Below are 14194 nucleotides of genomic sequence, written 5' to 3'. Positions count from 1 at the left end.
GCGGGATGGTCCGACAGATGAAGCGCTGGGCCGCCGTGCTGGCGGGCACGCTGGCAGCGGCAGTGCTGGCGCTCGGCGCCGCCGGTCCGGCCAGCGCGGCGCCCAAGCCGGCACCGGCCGGTGTGGACATCACCGGCGAAGGGCTGACCGAGCCGCTGCGGCTCCGGTCGGACACCCAGCCCACGCACGTGGTGGCGGTCGTCGACCAGGTCAACTTCTTCGCTCGTACCGGCATGCCGACCGGGCCGAAGGCTGCCGACCTCGGTCCGAAGTACACGGTCGTGGTGCTCGCCGGCGAGACGCCGAAGCAGACGTACGACCTCTATCCCAGGGCGGCCGGTGGGCCGCGCGTCTACCGACCGGCCAAGCAGCCGGACGGTCGCAAGACCAGCGCCGGCTGGTTCCTCGGTCGGCTCAACATGTCCGAGACGCTGCGCACCGCCGGAGTGCCGCTGGAGCGGCAGTTCGACACGGTCAGCGGTGGCGTGGGCGGTGGCGAGCGGGTCCTCCCGGAGGACACGATGGACCCTGCCCGGGACATCGACGAGGCGCTCGGTGAGTTGCAGCGGCTGCTGCTGCTCAATGTCGCGGTGATGCTGACCATCACCGTCGGTCTCGCCGGAATCGCCCTGCTGATCCGCCGCCGGACCCGCTGACCTCAGGCGGCCAACCGGACCAGCCGTCGCGCGGTCAGCACCAGCCGTCCGGTCAGCACCAGCCGTGCGGTCGGCGCCAGCCGGCGCGGGGTCAGCACCAGCGGCGCGGCGGCCGCTCCCGGCGGGTGGCCCGCTGACGCGGCCGCACCGGACCGTGTCGATGCGCCCCGGCCCACCCGGGCAGCTCGCTGCGACAGCCGGTGACGTCGTCCGGCTCGGCGGGCGGCACCGGCTCGGTGGCCCGTTGGCGTGGCACGGCCACATCGTCGTCGGTCCGCTCGGACGGACGGCCGCCGGTCGACTCCGCCGGGTGTGCCGACGCCCCGCCGACCGGCCGGCGCGGCTTGCCAGCCGTCTGCGGGTCGTGGTGCCCCAGCCGACAGGGCTCGCCCTGGGCGCAGCCGTGCTCGGCCTCCCCGTGCGCCATCCCGGTCTCCTCACGCTCGCGCTCACGCGCGGGGGCGCTCCCCCCGACGTGCCCTGCCACCGTACTGGCCGGGACCGACGGCCCGTGCACGGCGTACCCCGGGGTCAGCGCTTCGGGCGGCGAGGAAACACGGTCTCCCAGACCGGGAAGGCGACCAGCCAGATCACGAGGGCGACGGTGAGCTTGTGGATCCAGCCCACCAGCCCGCGCGTCCGTTCGGCGTCGTCGACCCACAGGATGGCGGCGCCGAGCAGGCCGCAGGCGATGATCCAGCCGAGCAGTGCCTTGGCCCACTCACGCCACTCGTAGCGGGTGCGCGCCCAGCCGTAGCGGGGCGGCCGCACCGGCGGCGGGCCGCCCGCGAACCGGTGGGCGAAGCGCTGGTCCGCCCAGCGCACCATCGAGTGCCCGAAGGCCACCGAGAAGCCGAGATAGGCGGCGGCGAGACCGTGACCGACCCCGGCGGTCGCGCCACGGCGCAGGTCGATCACCGACGCGGCGAGCAGTGCCAGATCGACCAACGGCACGCAGAGCAGCAGCGCCGCGCCGAGTCGTGGCCGGCGCAGCGGATAGCGGGCCACCAGCCCGGCGCCGAGCAGCACCCAGAACGCGATCTCACAACCGATGATCACTGCGACGACCATGGCGACCTCCCCCGACGACGCCACAAGCGTCGCCGATGGGCGGGGCTCGGACCTCGACGCCGGAGAGGAGATCGTGGTCATCCCTTCGACGGACCAACCGTCCGGGGCGCGCTCGGCGTACCCCTTTCGGCGCATCTCGCCGCCGCAGGGCTCCTTCTCCGGTCGGAGTCGGAGGGCCGACGGTTGTGGTGGGATCGGGGCATGCGACCGCCACCGTGGCTCGGCTCCGGCACGGCCGGCCGGGACCTCACGCTCGCCGGCGCGTCGTTGATCGGCGGCCTGGTGCTGTACGGCCTGGGCATGCAGCCACAGATCATCCCGCACCCGGACGTGCCGCAGGCACTGTTCCTGGCACCCCTGCTGGCGGTGTGTGTGGCCGTCGGCCTGCGTCGGATCTCGCCACGCGCCAGCCTGGCGGTGGGGACCGGGGCGCTGGTGGTGGACACGGCGCTGGGCAACTCGCTGGGCACGGTAGTGGTCTACACGCAGGTGCTCTACGACGCCTGCGTGTACGGCCCGCCCCGGCTGTGGCGGTGGCTGCTGGGGATCACCGGAACACTGAGCGTGATCGGGACGGTGGCCGGTGTGCTCGGCTTCGGGCAGTGGCGCGGGGCCGCCGTCGGGGTGCCGGTGGTGCTCGCCGGGCTGCTGCCGGTACTGACCGGGATCAGCGTGCGGCAGTACCGCGACCAGGCTGCCGCCGAGCGGGCACGGGCCGAGCAGACCGCCCGGCTGGTCGAGCTGGACCGCCGGCAGGCGGTAAGCGCCGAACGGGCCCGGATGGCCCGGGAACTGCACGACGTGGTCGCCAACCACCTGAGCGCCGTGGCCATCCACGCCACCGCGGTGCTGTCCGTTCCCGGGTTGGAGCGGGGCCAGGTGGAGTCGGCGCTGCGGGTCATCCGGGAGAGCAGTGTGCAGGGCCTGGCCGAGATGCGGCAGATGATCGAGCTGCTGCGCGAGCCCAGCGCTGGCGACCGGAGCACGGCGGGCACCCTCGACGCGACGCCGGAGACGGTGGCGGCGCGGCTCGTCGAGGCTGATGGTCTGGTCGAGCGGATCCGGGCCGCCGGCCTCGCGGTACGGGTGCACACCGACGGCACACCGGGTCCTCTGCCGGTGTCGGTGGACCTCGCCGCGTACCGGATCGTGCAGGAGTCGCTTACCAACGCGCTCAAGCACGGCACGGGCGAGGCGGAGCTGACGATCACGTACCGGCCGGCCGAGGTGGTGCTGACGGTGGAGAATCCGGTGCGGTCGGACGGGTCGGGGCTGCCGGGCGCCGGTGCCGGGCTGATCGGGATGCGGGAGCGCGCGGCGCTGCTGGCCGGCCGGTTCAGCGCCGGGCCGCACGACGGCCGCTGGCAGGTCCGGGCCGCGCTGCCCACCGGGGAGGGCGCGTGAGCGGGCCGGCACGGGAGCAGGGCGCGGCGACGGCGGTACGGGTGGTGCTCGCGGACGACCAACCGGCGGTACGGGCGGGGTTGGCCCTGATCCTGGGCGGCTCGCCGGGCATCGAGGTGGTCGGCGAGGCGTCCGACGGCGACGAGGCGGTCCGGCTGTGCCGGGAGGCGCGCCCCGACGTGGCGGTGCTGGACGTGCGGATGCCACGCCTCGACGGGATCGCCGCGACCAGGGCGATCGTCGCCGACCGGCTCGCCGACGTACTGGTGCTGACGACCTTCGACCTGGACGAGTACGTCTTCGGCGCGCTGCGCGCCGGGGCGTCCGGGTTCCTGCTCAAGGACACCGACGCGGCCGGACTGGTCGCGGCGGTGCACACCGTGGCGCGCGGCGAGGGGTTCATCGCCCCCACGGTGACCCGTCGTCTGATCGCCGCCTTCGCGGCCACCGCGCCCGGCGCGTCGGCGGCCACCCGGGCCGCGCTGGCCACGCTGACCCCCCGCGAACGCGACGTGCTGGCCTGCCTCGGCCTGGGCCTTTCCAACCAGCAGATCGCCGACCGGCTGGTGCTGGCGGAGAGCACCACCAAGACACACGTGAGCCGGATTCTCGCGAAACTGGACCTGCGCAGCCGGGTACAGGCCGCGATCCTGGCCCAGGAGCTGGGTCTGCCCGCGCCACCGTGACGCCACTGCGCGGGCCTGCCTACCGGTGCCGGCGTGGATGGCCTGCTCACGACGTGTCAGGCTAGGGCGGTGAGTACGCCCGACGGTGGGGAGTTGGCGGCCACGCTGCGCCGGATCGAGCGTTCGGCGGGAGCGCTGGCCACCGCCAGCGTGGCCCGGATGGACGAGACGCTGCCGTGGTTCCGCGCCCTGCCGGCCGACCAGCGCTCCTGGGTGATGCTGGTGGCCCAGGCGGGCGCCCGGTCGCTGGTGCAGTGGCTGCGCGACGGCGGCGGCACGGCGGACAGCACCCAGGAGGTCTCCGACGACGTCTTCGACGCCGCCCCGCAGGCGCTGGCCCGGTCGATCACCCTCCAGCAGACCGTGGCGTTGATCAAGGTGACCATCGACGTCGTCGAGGAGCAGGTGTCGCAGCTGGCCGCCGAGGGCGAGGAGCAGTTGCTGCGCGAGGCGGTGCTGCGCTTCTCCCGGGAGATCGCGTTCGCCGCCGCCCGGGTGTACGCGCGGGCCGCCGAGTCGCGCGGCGCGTGGGACGCCCGGCTGCAGGCCCTGCTTGTCGACGCGCTGCTGCGCGGGGACTCGCCGGACGTCCTGGCGAGCCGGGCCGCCGCGCTGGGCTGGGCGGACGCGCCACCGGTCGCGGTGGCGGTCGGCCGTTCCCCCGGCGGGGAGGTCTCCGCCGTACTACACGTGGTGTACCGGCAGGCGCGGCGGATCGGCGTCGAGGTGATCGGCGGGGTGCACGGTGACCGGTTGGTGATCGTGCTGGGCGGCGCGGCGGATCCGCTGAGCGCCACCGGCAAGCTGCTGGACGCGTTCGGTGACGGCCCGGTGGTGGTCGGTCCGGCCGTACCCAGTCTGGACGAGGCGACGGAGTCGGCACGGGCCGCGCTGTCCGGTTTCCGGGCGGCGCCGGCGTGGCCGACCGCCCCCCGGCCGGTGCCGGCCGCGGACCTGTTGCCGGAGCGGGCTCTCGCCGGCGACGCGGAGGCGCGTCGCCGGCTGCGCCACGACGTGTACGCGACGCTGGTGCGCGCCGGTGGCGAGTTGCTGGAGACCCTGGACGCCTTCCTGGCCGCCGGTGGCACACTGGAGAGCGCGGCGCGGGCACTGTTCGTGCACCCGAACACGGTGCGGTACCGGCTTCGCCGGATCGCCGAGGTGACAGGCTTCTCGCCGCTGTCGCCCCGCGACGCGTTCGCGCTCCAGGTGGCATTGACAGTCGGTCGGCTGGATCCGGTGGTCCCGGTTGTCACGGCGGTCCCGACCCAGACATTGACCCCGGTCGCCCGGAAATCCGCCCAAAGTAGCGATGATCCCCGCCGATCTTTGTGAGAAACCTCCAAAGGTTCTAGTGCGGTTTGGTCGGCCTCGGCACAGCGCTACCCACTCGTATCCGGGAGAGTCATAGGCGTGCTCGCCGTACTTAGTCCCGGCCAGGGTTCCCAGAAACCCGGCTTCCTGACCCCCTGGCTCGACCTGACCGGCACCGAGGCGCGACTGCGCGACTGGTCGGCGTTGGCCGGGGTCGACCTGCTGCACCTGGGCACCGCCGCCGACGCCGACGAGATCAAGGACACCGCCCGCACCCAGCCTCTGCTGGTCGCCGCGGCATTGCTCGCGGCCGAGCACCTGCCGCTGGACGGCGTCACGCTCACCGCCGGCCACAGCGTCGGCGAGTTGGGTGCCGCCGCCCTGGCCGGTGTGCTGTCCGCCGACGCCGCGATCACCCTGGCCGGCGTACGTGGCCGGGAGATGGCCGCCGCGTGCGCGCTGGAGCCGACCGGAATGGCCGCGGTGCTCGGCGGTGACCCCGACGAGGTGATCGCCGCGATCGAGGCGAACGGGCTGTACCCGGCCAACCGCAACGGCGCCGGGCAGATCGTCGCCGCGGGCGCCCTGGACGGGCTCGACAAGCTCGCCGCCGCGCCGCCCGCCCGGACCCGGATCATCCGACTCCAGGTGGCCGGCGCGTTCCACACCCCGTACATGGCTCCGGCCGAGACCGCGCTCGCCGCGGAGGCTGCCGGGATCACCCCCGCCGACCCGGCTCGAACCCTGCTGTCGAACCTCGACGGCACCGCTGTCGACAATGGCGCCGCCATGGTGCAGCGCCTCGTCCGTCAGGTCACCGCGCCGGTGCGCTGGGACCTGTGCATGCGCACGCTTGCCGACCTCGGTGTCACCGGCGTGATCGAGCTGCCCCCGGCCGGCACCCTCGCCGGCCTGGTCAAGCGGGAACTCAAGGGCGACGGCGCCCCGGAGATCGTCACCCTCAACACCCCGGACGACCTACCGGCCGCACGGGACCTGATCGCCCGTATCGGAGGTCGTTCATGACTGGCAGTCGCATCGTCTCGATGGGGCACTACCAGCCCTCCCGGGTGGTGACCAACGACGACATCGCCCAGCTCGTGGACACCAACGACGAGTGGATCCGAGACCGGGTGGGCATCGTCAGCCGGCGGATCGCCGACGGCGAGACGGTTGCCGACATGGCCGCCGCGGCCGCCGGCAAGGCGCTGGCCAACTCGGGGCTCAGCGCCTCCGACATCGACCTGGTCGTGGTCGCCACCTGCTCCTCGATCGACCGCAGCCCCAACGTGGCCTGCCGGGTCGCCGCCAAGCTGGGCATCGCCGCGCCGGGCGCGTTCGACGTCAACACCGCCTGCTCGGGCTTCGCGTACGCCCTGGGGACCGTGGACCACGCCATCCGGGCCGGGGCGTCGCGCAACGCGCTCGTCATCGGCGCCGAGAAGCTGTCCGACTTCACCGACTGGACCGACCGCTCCACCTGCATCATCTTCGCGGACGGGGCCGGTGCCGCGGTGGTCTCCGCCACCGCCGACGACGAGCCGGCCGGCATCGGCCCGGTCGTCTGGGGCTCCGTGCCGGAGAAGAGCGACGCGGTCCGCATCGAGGGCTGGCGCCCGTACATCCAGCAGGAGGGGCAGGCGGTGTTCCGCTGGGCCACCACCGCGATCGCGCCGCTGGCCCTGCAGGCGTGCGAGCGGGCCGGGGTCGACCCGTCGGAGCTTGCCGCGTTCGTGCCGCACCAGGCCAACGCCCGGATCATCGACGGCATCGCCAAGCGGCTCAACATCCCCGACGCGATCATCGCGAAGGACATCGTCGAGTCCGGCAACACGTCGGCGGCGAGCGTGCCCCTGGCCCTGTCGAAGCTGGTCGAGCGCCGGGAGGTGCCCTCGGGCGCCCCGGTGCTGCTGTTCGGCTTCGGCGGTGGCCTGACCTACGCCGGTCAGGTCGTGCGCTGCCCCTGAAACCACCTCGGGCGCGTACGCGCCGAGGAGCGGCGGTCGGCGACGCCGGCCGCCGGAGAACCCCCTATGAGAGGAACCAACCGCAATGACCCGTGACGAGATCACCACCGGCCTCGCCGAGATCCTCGAAGAGGTTGCCGGGGTGAACCCGGACGACGTGGCCGAGGGGAAGTCCTTCACCGACGACCTCGATGTCGACTCGCTCTCGATGGTGGAGGTCGTGGTGGCCGCCGAGGAGAAGTTCGGCGTCAAGATCCCGGACAACGAGGTGCAGAACCTCAAGACCGTCGGGGACGCCGTCAGCTTCATCGAGGCGCAGTCCTGATCATGAGTCGTCCTGACGTCGTCGTCACCGGGCTCGGCGCGACGACCCCGCTCGGCGGGGACGTCGCGTCGACCTGGGACGCCATGCTCGCCGGCCGCTCCGGGGTGAGTGCCCTCACCCAGGAGTGGGCCGCGCAACTGCCGGTCCGGATCGCCGCCCAGTTGGCCGTGGAGCCGTCCGAGGTGCTCGACCGGGTCCGGCTGCGCCGGCTCGACCGCTCCGAGGCGATCGCGATCATCGCGGCGCAGCAGGCCTGGGCGGACGCCGGCCTCGCCGGTTCCGACCTCGACGGGGAGCGGTTGGCCGTCAGCGTCGGCTCCGGCATCGGCGGCGCCACCACCCTGCTCGCCCAGGACGACATCCTGGAGGCCTCCGGGCCACGGCGGGTCTCCCCGCACACGATCCCGATGCTGATGCCGAACGGTCCGGCCGCCTGGGTCGGGCTGGAGCTGGGCGCGAAGGCCGGGGTGCACTCGATGGCCAGCGCCTGCGCCACCGGCGCCGAGGCCATCGCTCTCGGCCTGGACATCATCCGCTCCGGCCGGGCCGACGTGGTGGTGGCCGGCGGCACCGAGGCGGTCATCCACCCGCTGCCGATCGCCGGCTTCAGCTCGATGCGGGCCATGTCGACCCGCAACGACGAGCCGGAGCGCGCCTCCCGCCCGTGGGACCGGGGCCGCGACGGCTTCGTCCTCGGTGAGGGTGCCGGGATCCTGGTGCTGGAGCGTGCCGAGCACGCCGCGGCCCGGGGTGCCCGGGTGTACGCGCGCCTCGCCGGCGCCGGCATCACGTCCGACGCGTACGACATCGTGCAGCCGCACGCCGAGGGCGAGGGCGCCATCCGGGCCATCGCCAGGGCGATCGCGGACGCGGACGTGGCCAAGCAGGACATCGTGCACGTCAACGCGCACGCCACGTCGACGCCTGTCGGTGACATGCTGGAGATCGGCGGGCTGCACAAGGCGCTCGGCGACCACCCGGTGCTGTCCGCGACCAAGTCGATGACCGGTCACCTGCTCGGTGCGGCTGGCGCGCTGGAGTCGATCGCCACGATCCTGGCCATCCGCGACAGCGTCGTCCCTCCGACGATCAACCTGGACGACCCGGAGCCCGGTCTCACCCTGGACGTCGCCGCGCACAAGGCACGCCACATGGAGATCCCCGCCGCGCTGAACAACGCGTTCGGTTTCGGCGGCCACAACGTGGCGCTCGTCTTCGCGCGGCCCTGACCCGGCGGTCCGAGACGGCAGCGGTCCGGAAACGGCTGCGCTGTGAGCATTACCGAAGGGCCCCCTCACCAGAGGGGGCCCTTCGGCACGTTCAGCCCCGGTTGCGGGGGTGCTGCTTGGCGGTGCGTTCGTTGCCGTGGCGGTAGTTGCCGGTCCAGCGCGCCATCACCAGTTGCGGGTCGTCGTCGACCTCGGCGAGGAACTCCGCCGCCCGGGCGCCGCGCAGCGTGCCCGCCAACCGGCCGTGATGCGTGATCACCACCGTCCCGTCGGCACGCTCGTCGTACCGGAAGCCCTGTGCGGTTGTCATGCGACGAGGCTGCCAGGCCGGTGCCGCCCGGGCGAGGCGATTTCCGGCCGACGACAGACCGGGCCGGGCGAGGGCAGGCCCGCCGGACCGCTCAGGCGCCGCAGGTCGTGGCGGGCAGGCCGGCCACGGCCACCGGGGACCGGCCAGCCGGGCGGGCCTTGCCGGCCAGCACGGCGGCCAGCGCCGTCATCGACGCCCGACTGGAGGAGTACGTCGCCAGCAGCGTCGGCGACGTCGCCTTGGCCAGTACGTACGGGGTGTCCATGGCGACGGTGACCGCCGCGTCGGCGCGCAGGTCGCTGTCGCCGTCGCCGTAGCCGACCAGGTGCACCACCGTCCCGCCGCTCGGCTTCACTTTCACGCCGGCCTTGGTCAGCGCGGCGGTGAGCGCCGCCCGGGTGGCGTCGCGGCCACCGGAGGAGGTGACGGTGACGGGTCCGCGTACCGCGCCGCCGCAGGCGCCCCGCAGCACGGTGACCGCGCCGGCTGCCAACGCGTCCGCCGCCGCCCGGTGCGCCGGGGTGTCGAGCGTGGACATCGGCTCGGTGGGGGCCCCTGCCAGCCGGAACTTCATGGTGAGCACCCGCGTGACCGCCTCGACCAGCCGGGCCCGGGGCAGCGACCCGCCGCGCAGGGCGGCGAGCAGCCCGTCGTACGCCTGGCCGACATTCGGGGTCATGAGGATCAGGTCGTTGCCGGCGTTCAAGGCCCGGACGGCGGCCTCGCCGGGCGCCCAGCGCTTCGCCGGCGGCATGTTCATCCCGTCGGTGATCACCACGCCCTTGAAGCCGAGTTGGCCGCGCAGCACGTCGGTGAGCAGCTTGTGGGAGAAGGTCGCCGGGGTGCCCGGGTCGATGGCCTGCGCGTCCAGGTGGCCGGACATCACGGCCATCGCGCCGGCCTCGAACCCGGCGGTGAACGGCGGCCACGCGCCGCGCTGCAGCTCCGCCGCCGACTGGGTGAGCACCGGCAGGTCCTTGTGCGAGTCGTCGGCGCTGTGGCCGTGCCCTGGGAAGTGCTTCAGGGTGGCCGCCACGCCGCTGGCCTGCAGGCCGCGGACCGCGCCGCCGACCTGGGCGCCGGCCTGCTTCGGGTCGGCGCCGAACGACCGGGAGCCGATCACCGTGCTGCGGGTGGCCAGCACGTCGGCCAGCGGGGCGAAGTCGACGTTGATGCCCATGGCGGCGAGTTCGGCGCCGGCGGCCCGCCAGGCGGCCTCGGTGAGCTTCGGGTCGCCGGCCGCACCGGCGGCGAGCGCGCTGGGCAGGATGGTGACCCCGTCGGTGACCCGGGTGACCACGCCGTACTCCTGGTCGGTGCCGATCAGGAAGGGCGCCGGGCCGGCGGCCAGCCGTCCGGCGGCGCCCCGCAGCCCGGTGGTCAGCTCGTGGACCTGCTTCGGGTTGTCGACGTTTGTGGTTTCCTGGTTGCCCTTGGTCGGGTCGTCGGCGCTGAAGCCGACCAGGATCAGCCCGCCGAGCCGGTACTTGGCGATCATCTCGGCGGGGGTGTCGACGCCGGCGAGGGCCTGGTTGCCGGCGGCGGAACCGGCCGACACCTTCGTGGCCGAGTCGCCGTACGCGTACGGCATCAGCACCTGCCCGACCAGGTCCTCGTCGGAGAGCGTGGCGACCAGGGCGGCGGCGCGCGCGGCCGGATCGTCGGCCGGGGTCGCGGCGGGCGCGCTCGGGGCCGCCGAGGCGCCTGTCGGCCCGGGCGTCGGGTCGGGCCGGTCCGGGGTGCCGGAGCAGCCGGAGACGAGCAGGGCGGTCAGGGCGGCGACGGCGACACAGGCGTGTCGCGGGCGAATCGGCACGTCGCCCATCCCACCAGCTTCCCCCTTATCGGGGCAACTTGACCTTACCGGTCGCAGCGCCTATGGGCGCCTGGTCAGCGGGGTGGTGGCCGAGGTCAGCCGACCCGGGTGAGCAACGTCACCGGCGCCCCGTCCCCGGCGTACCGGTAGGGCTCCAGGTCAGCGTCCCACGCCGTGCCGAGCGCCTTGTCCAGAGCGTGTGACAGCGCCTCCGGAGCCCGGGCGGAGGCCATCAGGGCCCGCAGCCGGTCCTCGCCGAGCTGGATGTCACCGGCCGCGCCGACGGTGGCCCGGAACAGGCCACGGGCGGGCACGTACATGAAGCGCTCACCGTCGGTGCCGGGACTCGGCTCCTCGGTGACCTCGAAACGGATCATGGGCCACTGCCTGAGGGCAGCAGCCAGCTCGGCGCCCGTCCCCGGACGGCCGGTCCACCCGCACTCGGCCCGGCGGGCGCCGGGATCGACGGGCTGAGCCGTCCACTGCAGGTTGACCGGCGCGGCTAGGACGCGCGCGATCGCCCACTCGACGTGCGAGCACACGGCGAGCGGGGTCGAGTGGACGTATACGACGCCACGCGTTGGCACGGTGACCTCCCGGAGAGCGAGGTGCGTCTTCCCCTACGACCTCGTCCACCCGAGTGGTTGCTGCAACACATGATGACTTGTGTGACGGATGGTGCGCCAGGGAATCGGAAAAAACGCCTCCCGGAATAGCCGGACGGGTGGTCTCCGTTGCCTCTCAGGACACCGCGACGACCAGCCTGATGTCGTGGTCCTGTACAGTTCCATCGGCGGCTTCTGCCGCGTTACACCTTCGCGGGCCGACTCCGTGTCACCCGCATACAGCCCCCGGACGTCCAGTCCTCCCGTACGTCTTGCAAGGAGTACCTCCGTGGCGAGCAACACCTCTAAGACCGCGCGCGCGTCCGTCCGGGCCGGCCAGGCTGGCCAGGGTGGCGCCCTCAGCGTGCTGGGCGAGTTCAAGTACCTCATCCCGCTCAACGGCGGCAAGCACGCCTACGTGCGCAACCTGACCAACGGCAAGACCGCGCACCTGCGCACCGACTCCGACGCCTTCGTCGAGGAGATCCGGGTGCTGGCCGCCGCCGGCCACGCCGCCAAGATCCGGGCGGAGATCAACAACCTGGCTGCCGTTCACCCGAACGACGGCTGGGAGGCCACCGAGAAGCGCCTGGTCGCGGCCGGCGTCTTCGAGGGCTGAGCCCCTCCCCCCACCACAGCACCAGCGAACCGCCCGCCGGGAGTTCCCGGCGGGCGGTTCGGCGTCCGCACCCCAGTGCCCCGCACCCCAGTGCCCCGCAACCCCGGCAGCCCCGCAGCTCCGCAGCCCGGCAGCCCCGCAGCCCCGCAGCCCCGCAGCCCCGCAGCCCCGCAAACAAGAGGGTCAGCGCGCGCCCTGATCAACCTGCCGCACGTCGTGCCGGTCAGCCCGGTGCTGCTCAGGCTGCAGTGCCCGGACGCTTTAGAGTTGATGCCGTATACGAATCACGCGCGGATCAGGGCAGCGCGGAGCGATGTGATTCCTTTGCGACATCAGCTCCAAAGGAGCAGTGCGGCACTCCGGCTCCCGCTTGGGAGCGGGCCGAGCCGGGCCGAGACGGGCCGAGCCGGGCCGAGCCGAGCCGAGCCGGGCCGAGCGGAGGCAGCCAAGCCGGGAGACGGGTTCAGGTCGGGTCGAGCAGTTCGACCTCGCCGGTGGCCAGGTCATAGAGGCCGCCCACCACGGCCACCCGGCCAGCCGCGACCGGCCCGGCCAGCAGGTCGTCCTCGCGAAGCACGTTTACCGTGCGTCGAACGTGCCGGCGGATCGCCAGCGGGAGCACCGCCGGATCGTCGAGCCCGGCCTCGATCACCGCCGGGGCGATCTCGTCGACCAGGTGGGCCAGCGAACCGCCGGGCCGCTCCCCCGCGCGCAGCGCGTCCACGGTGGCACCCACCGCGCCGCACCGCTCGTGTCCGAGGACCAGCACCAGCGGTACGCCGAGCTGACCGACCACGTACTCGATGGAGCCACACACCGCGCGGTCGAGCACGTGCCCACCGGTACGGATCACGCAGATCGCGCCGAAGGTCTGGTCGAAGATCGCCTCCAGCGGCACGCGCGAGTCGATGCAGCCGAGCACCACCGCGTACGGCTGCTGGTCGCCGGACGCGGCCGCCGCCGCGGCGGTGACGTCGTGGCCGTGCACGGGTTGGCCGCTGACGAAGCGCCGGTTGCCGGCGAGCAGCTCGGCGAGCGCGGCGCGGGGTGTACCGCCGGCCTGCCGCCCCTGCCCCGCCACCTCCATGCCGTTCAGCTTGGCCCGCCGTCGACTGTCGCGGGTGGGGTCGGGAATTCCCGCCCCGGGGCGATTGGCGTGGCGTCCCGGCGGGTAGCCGGAGTGTTACCGCCGGGTATCACGGTGCCGGTGGTGCCGGAACGGCGCGGGGAGGTGACGATGCCGGAACGGTTCGAGGTCGGTATGCCCGACGGCGTACGGCTGCACGTGGAGACCACGGGACCGGCGGACGCCCCGGTCACGGCCGTCCTGCTGCACGGCTGGACGCTGGACGGGCGCAGCTGGCACCGGCAGCTCGACGCGCTCACCGCCTCGTTCGGCGACGCGGTGCGGGTGGTCACCTACGACGCGCGGGGCCACGGCCGATCGAGTTGCATGGCGTTGCCCACGGCCACCCTGGCCCAGCTCGGTGACGATCTGGCCGCCGTCCTCGACGCGGTCGCGCCGACCGGTCGGGTGGTCCTGGTCGGGCACTCGATGGGCGGAATGACGATCATGGAGTACGCCCACCGCCACCGGGCGCACTTCGCCGCCCGTACGGCCGGCCTGGTCTTCGTCTCGACCACCGCCGAGGGGCACACGCACACCGTCTACGGGCTCTCGCCGCGCATCGCCCGGCTGATCCGGCTCGCCGAGACGACGGGCGCCGGCGTCCTGGCCCGCTGCGGCTCGTGGCGCGCGCCCCGGGCGCTGTTGAACGCGTTGCAGCCGAGCATCCGGTGGATGCTCTTCGGCGACCGCTGCGATCCCTCCGACATCCGCCTGGTGACCTCGGCGGTGGCCCGCGCCTCGCTGCGCTCGATCGGTGGCTTCCGCGCCTCGATCGGCGCCCAGCACCGGCTGGACACCCTCACCGCGCTGGCCCACCTGCCGGCGGCCGCCCTGGTCGGTGACCGGGACCGGCTGACGCCGCCGCCGTGCGCCGAGTCCATCGCCGCCGCCCTGCCGGCCACCGAGCTGACCGTCTGCCCGGGCGCCGGCCACATGCTGATGATGGAGCGCCCGGACGAGGTCAACGCCGCGCTGACCGGCGTACTGGGTCGGGTGCTCGCCGCGTCGACGCCGGGCGGGCGCGACGCGAGCGCCGCCGGCACGGCGCGCTGAGCACGTTCCC

The 14194-nt window shown here is 73.7% G+C and carries 15 protein-coding genes and 1 pseudogene; 10 read left to right on the top strand and 6 right to left on the bottom strand.

Annotated features, from left to right (window positions below):
• The first annotated feature begins 5 nt into the window (after positions 1–5).
• Positions 6–656, top strand: a complete 651-nt coding sequence (locus ACLQ26_RS01425) for a hypothetical protein (RefSeq protein WP_425742734.1) — start codon at positions 6–8, stop codon at positions 654–656.
• Positions 657–747: 91 nt separating this feature from the next.
• Here ACLQ26_RS01425 and ACLQ26_RS01420 read toward each other — a convergent pair whose 3' ends face one another.
• Both ACLQ26_RS01420 and ACLQ26_RS01415 read right to left on the bottom strand, forming a co-directional pair.
• Positions 748–1083: a hypothetical protein gene (locus ACLQ26_RS01420; RefSeq protein WP_425742733.1), complete on the bottom strand. Its 336-nt coding sequence runs from the start codon at positions 1081–1083 to the stop codon at positions 748–750.
• 104 nt (positions 1084–1187) lie between these two features.
• Positions 1188–1727 (bottom strand): hypothetical protein, encoded by a 540-nt coding sequence (locus ACLQ26_RS01415; RefSeq protein WP_425742732.1) that lies wholly within the window; start codon positions 1725–1727, stop codon positions 1188–1190.
• A 201-nt stretch (positions 1728–1928) separates the two neighbouring features.
• Here ACLQ26_RS01415 and ACLQ26_RS01410 point away from each other — a divergent pair, with 201 nt between their 5' ends.
• From ACLQ26_RS01410 to fabF, 7 genes and pseudogenes are all read left to right on the top strand, one after another.
• Entirely contained in the window at positions 1929–3131 is a 1203-nt protein-coding gene (locus ACLQ26_RS01410) for a sensor histidine kinase (protein WP_425742731.1), read from the top strand.
• Positions 3128–3817 carry a response regulator gene (locus tag ACLQ26_RS01405; RefSeq protein ID WP_425742730.1) on the top strand — a complete coding sequence of 230 codons (690 nt, stop codon included), beginning with the start codon at positions 3128–3130 and terminating at the stop codon, positions 3815–3817. Before ACLQ26_RS01410 ends, ACLQ26_RS01405 begins: the two co-directional genes overlap by 4 nt.
• 33 nt (positions 3818–3850) lie before the next feature.
• Positions 3851–5152, top strand: coding sequence for a PucR family transcriptional regulator (locus ACLQ26_RS01400; protein WP_425742729.1), 1302 nt, complete (start codon positions 3851–3853; stop codon positions 5150–5152).
• Between the two features lie 78 nt (positions 5153–5230).
• Positions 5231–6148, top strand: a pseudogene (locus ACLQ26_RS01395) (ACP S-malonyltransferase); the annotation flags it as partial.
• Positions 6149–6153: 5 nt separating this feature from the next.
• On the top strand, positions 6154–7098 hold the full coding sequence (locus ACLQ26_RS01390) for a beta-ketoacyl-ACP synthase III (protein ID WP_425742728.1): 945 nt from the start codon (positions 6154–6156) through the stop codon (positions 7096–7098).
• Positions 7099–7183: 85 nt separating this feature from the next.
• On the top strand, positions 7184–7423 hold the full coding sequence (locus ACLQ26_RS01385; RefSeq protein ID WP_007463517.1) for an acyl carrier protein: 240 nt from the start codon (positions 7184–7186) through the stop codon (positions 7421–7423).
• A gap of 2 nt (positions 7424–7425) precedes the next feature.
• Positions 7426–8652, top strand: coding sequence for a beta-ketoacyl-ACP synthase II (gene fabF, locus ACLQ26_RS01380; RefSeq protein ID WP_425742727.1), 1227 nt, complete (start codon positions 7426–7428; stop codon positions 8650–8652).
• 91 nt (positions 8653–8743) lie between these two features.
• Here fabF and ACLQ26_RS01375 read toward each other — a convergent pair whose 3' ends face one another.
• The 3 genes from ACLQ26_RS01375 to ACLQ26_RS01365 all read right to left on the bottom strand — a co-directional run bounded on the left by ACLQ26_RS01375 (position 8744) and on the right by ACLQ26_RS01365 (position 11365).
• Positions 8744–8962, bottom strand: coding sequence for a hypothetical protein (locus tag ACLQ26_RS01375; protein ID WP_266244842.1), 219 nt, complete (start codon positions 8960–8962; stop codon positions 8744–8746).
• A 91-nt stretch (positions 8963–9053) separates the two neighbouring features.
• On the bottom strand, positions 9054–10787 hold the full coding sequence (locus ACLQ26_RS01370) for a glycoside hydrolase family 3 protein (RefSeq protein ID WP_425742726.1): 1734 nt from the start codon (positions 10785–10787) through the stop codon (positions 9054–9056).
• Positions 10788–10873: 86 nt separating this feature from the next.
• Complete coding sequence (locus ACLQ26_RS01365) at positions 10874–11365, bottom strand: DUF3145 domain-containing protein (protein ID WP_363683396.1); 492 nt, start codon at positions 11363–11365, stop codon at positions 10874–10876.
• A gap of 307 nt (positions 11366–11672) precedes the next feature.
• Here ACLQ26_RS01365 and ACLQ26_RS01360 point away from each other — a divergent pair, with 307 nt between their 5' ends.
• Positions 11673–12002 (top strand): hypothetical protein, encoded by a 330-nt coding sequence (locus ACLQ26_RS01360; RefSeq protein ID WP_007463527.1) that lies wholly within the window; start codon positions 11673–11675, stop codon positions 12000–12002.
• Positions 12003–12465: 463 nt separating this feature from the next.
• On the opposite strand, the gene ACLQ26_RS01355 is transcribed toward ACLQ26_RS01360, so the two are convergent.
• The gene (locus tag ACLQ26_RS01355) at positions 12466–13089 is read right to left on the bottom strand and encodes a carbonic anhydrase (RefSeq protein ID WP_425742725.1); all 624 of its coding nucleotides are present in this window, start codon (positions 13087–13089) and stop codon (positions 12466–12468) included.
• Positions 13090–13239: 150 nt separating this feature from the next.
• Here ACLQ26_RS01355 and ACLQ26_RS01350 point away from each other — a divergent pair, with 150 nt between their 5' ends.
• Entirely contained in the window at positions 13240–14184 is a 945-nt protein-coding gene (locus tag ACLQ26_RS01350) for an alpha/beta fold hydrolase (protein ID WP_425742724.1), read from the top strand.
• The last annotated feature ends 10 nt before the right edge of the window (positions 14185–14194 follow it).

Source organism: Micromonospora sp. DT43 (assembly GCF_049841645.1).
GTDB lineage: Bacteria > Actinomycetota > Actinomycetes > Mycobacteriales > Micromonosporaceae > Micromonospora.
The sequence above is the reverse complement of the archived record's forward strand: the minus strand, read 5'-3'. Positions and strand labels throughout refer to the sequence as shown.

Coding starts and splice junctions, on each gene's coding strand:
- ACLQ26_RS01425 (WP_425742734.1), top strand. CDS start 6: ATGGTCCGACAGATGAAGCGCTGGGCCGCCGTGCTGGCGGGCACGCTG.
- ACLQ26_RS01420 (WP_425742733.1), bottom strand. CDS start 1,083: ATGGCGCACGGGGAGGCCGAGCACGGCTGCGCCCAGGGCGAGCCCTGT.
- ACLQ26_RS01415 (WP_425742732.1), bottom strand. CDS start 1,727: ATGGTCGTCGCAGTGATCATCGGTTGTGAGATCGCGTTCTGGGTGCTG.
- ACLQ26_RS01410 (WP_425742731.1), top strand. CDS start 1,929: ATGCGACCGCCACCGTGGCTCGGCTCCGGCACGGCCGGCCGGGACCTC.
- ACLQ26_RS01390 (WP_425742728.1), top strand. CDS start 6,154: ATGACTGGCAGTCGCATCGTCTCGATGGGGCACTACCAGCCCTCCCGG.
- ACLQ26_RS01385 (WP_007463517.1), top strand. CDS start 7,184: ATGACCCGTGACGAGATCACCACCGGCCTCGCCGAGATCCTCGAAGAG.
- fabF (WP_425742727.1), top strand. CDS start 7,426: ATGAGTCGTCCTGACGTCGTCGTCACCGGGCTCGGCGCGACGACCCCG.
- ACLQ26_RS01375 (WP_266244842.1), bottom strand. CDS start 8,962: ATGACAACCGCACAGGGCTTCCGGTACGACGAGCGTGCCGACGGGACG.
- ACLQ26_RS01370 (WP_425742726.1), bottom strand. CDS start 10,787: ATGGGCGACGTGCCGATTCGCCCGCGACACGCCTGTGTCGCCGTCGCC.
- ACLQ26_RS01355 (WP_425742725.1), bottom strand. CDS start 13,089: ATGGAGGTGGCGGGGCAGGGGCGGCAGGCCGGCGGTACACCCCGCGCC.
- ACLQ26_RS01350 (WP_425742724.1), top strand. CDS start 13,240: ATGCCGGAACGGTTCGAGGTCGGTATGCCCGACGGCGTACGGCTGCAC.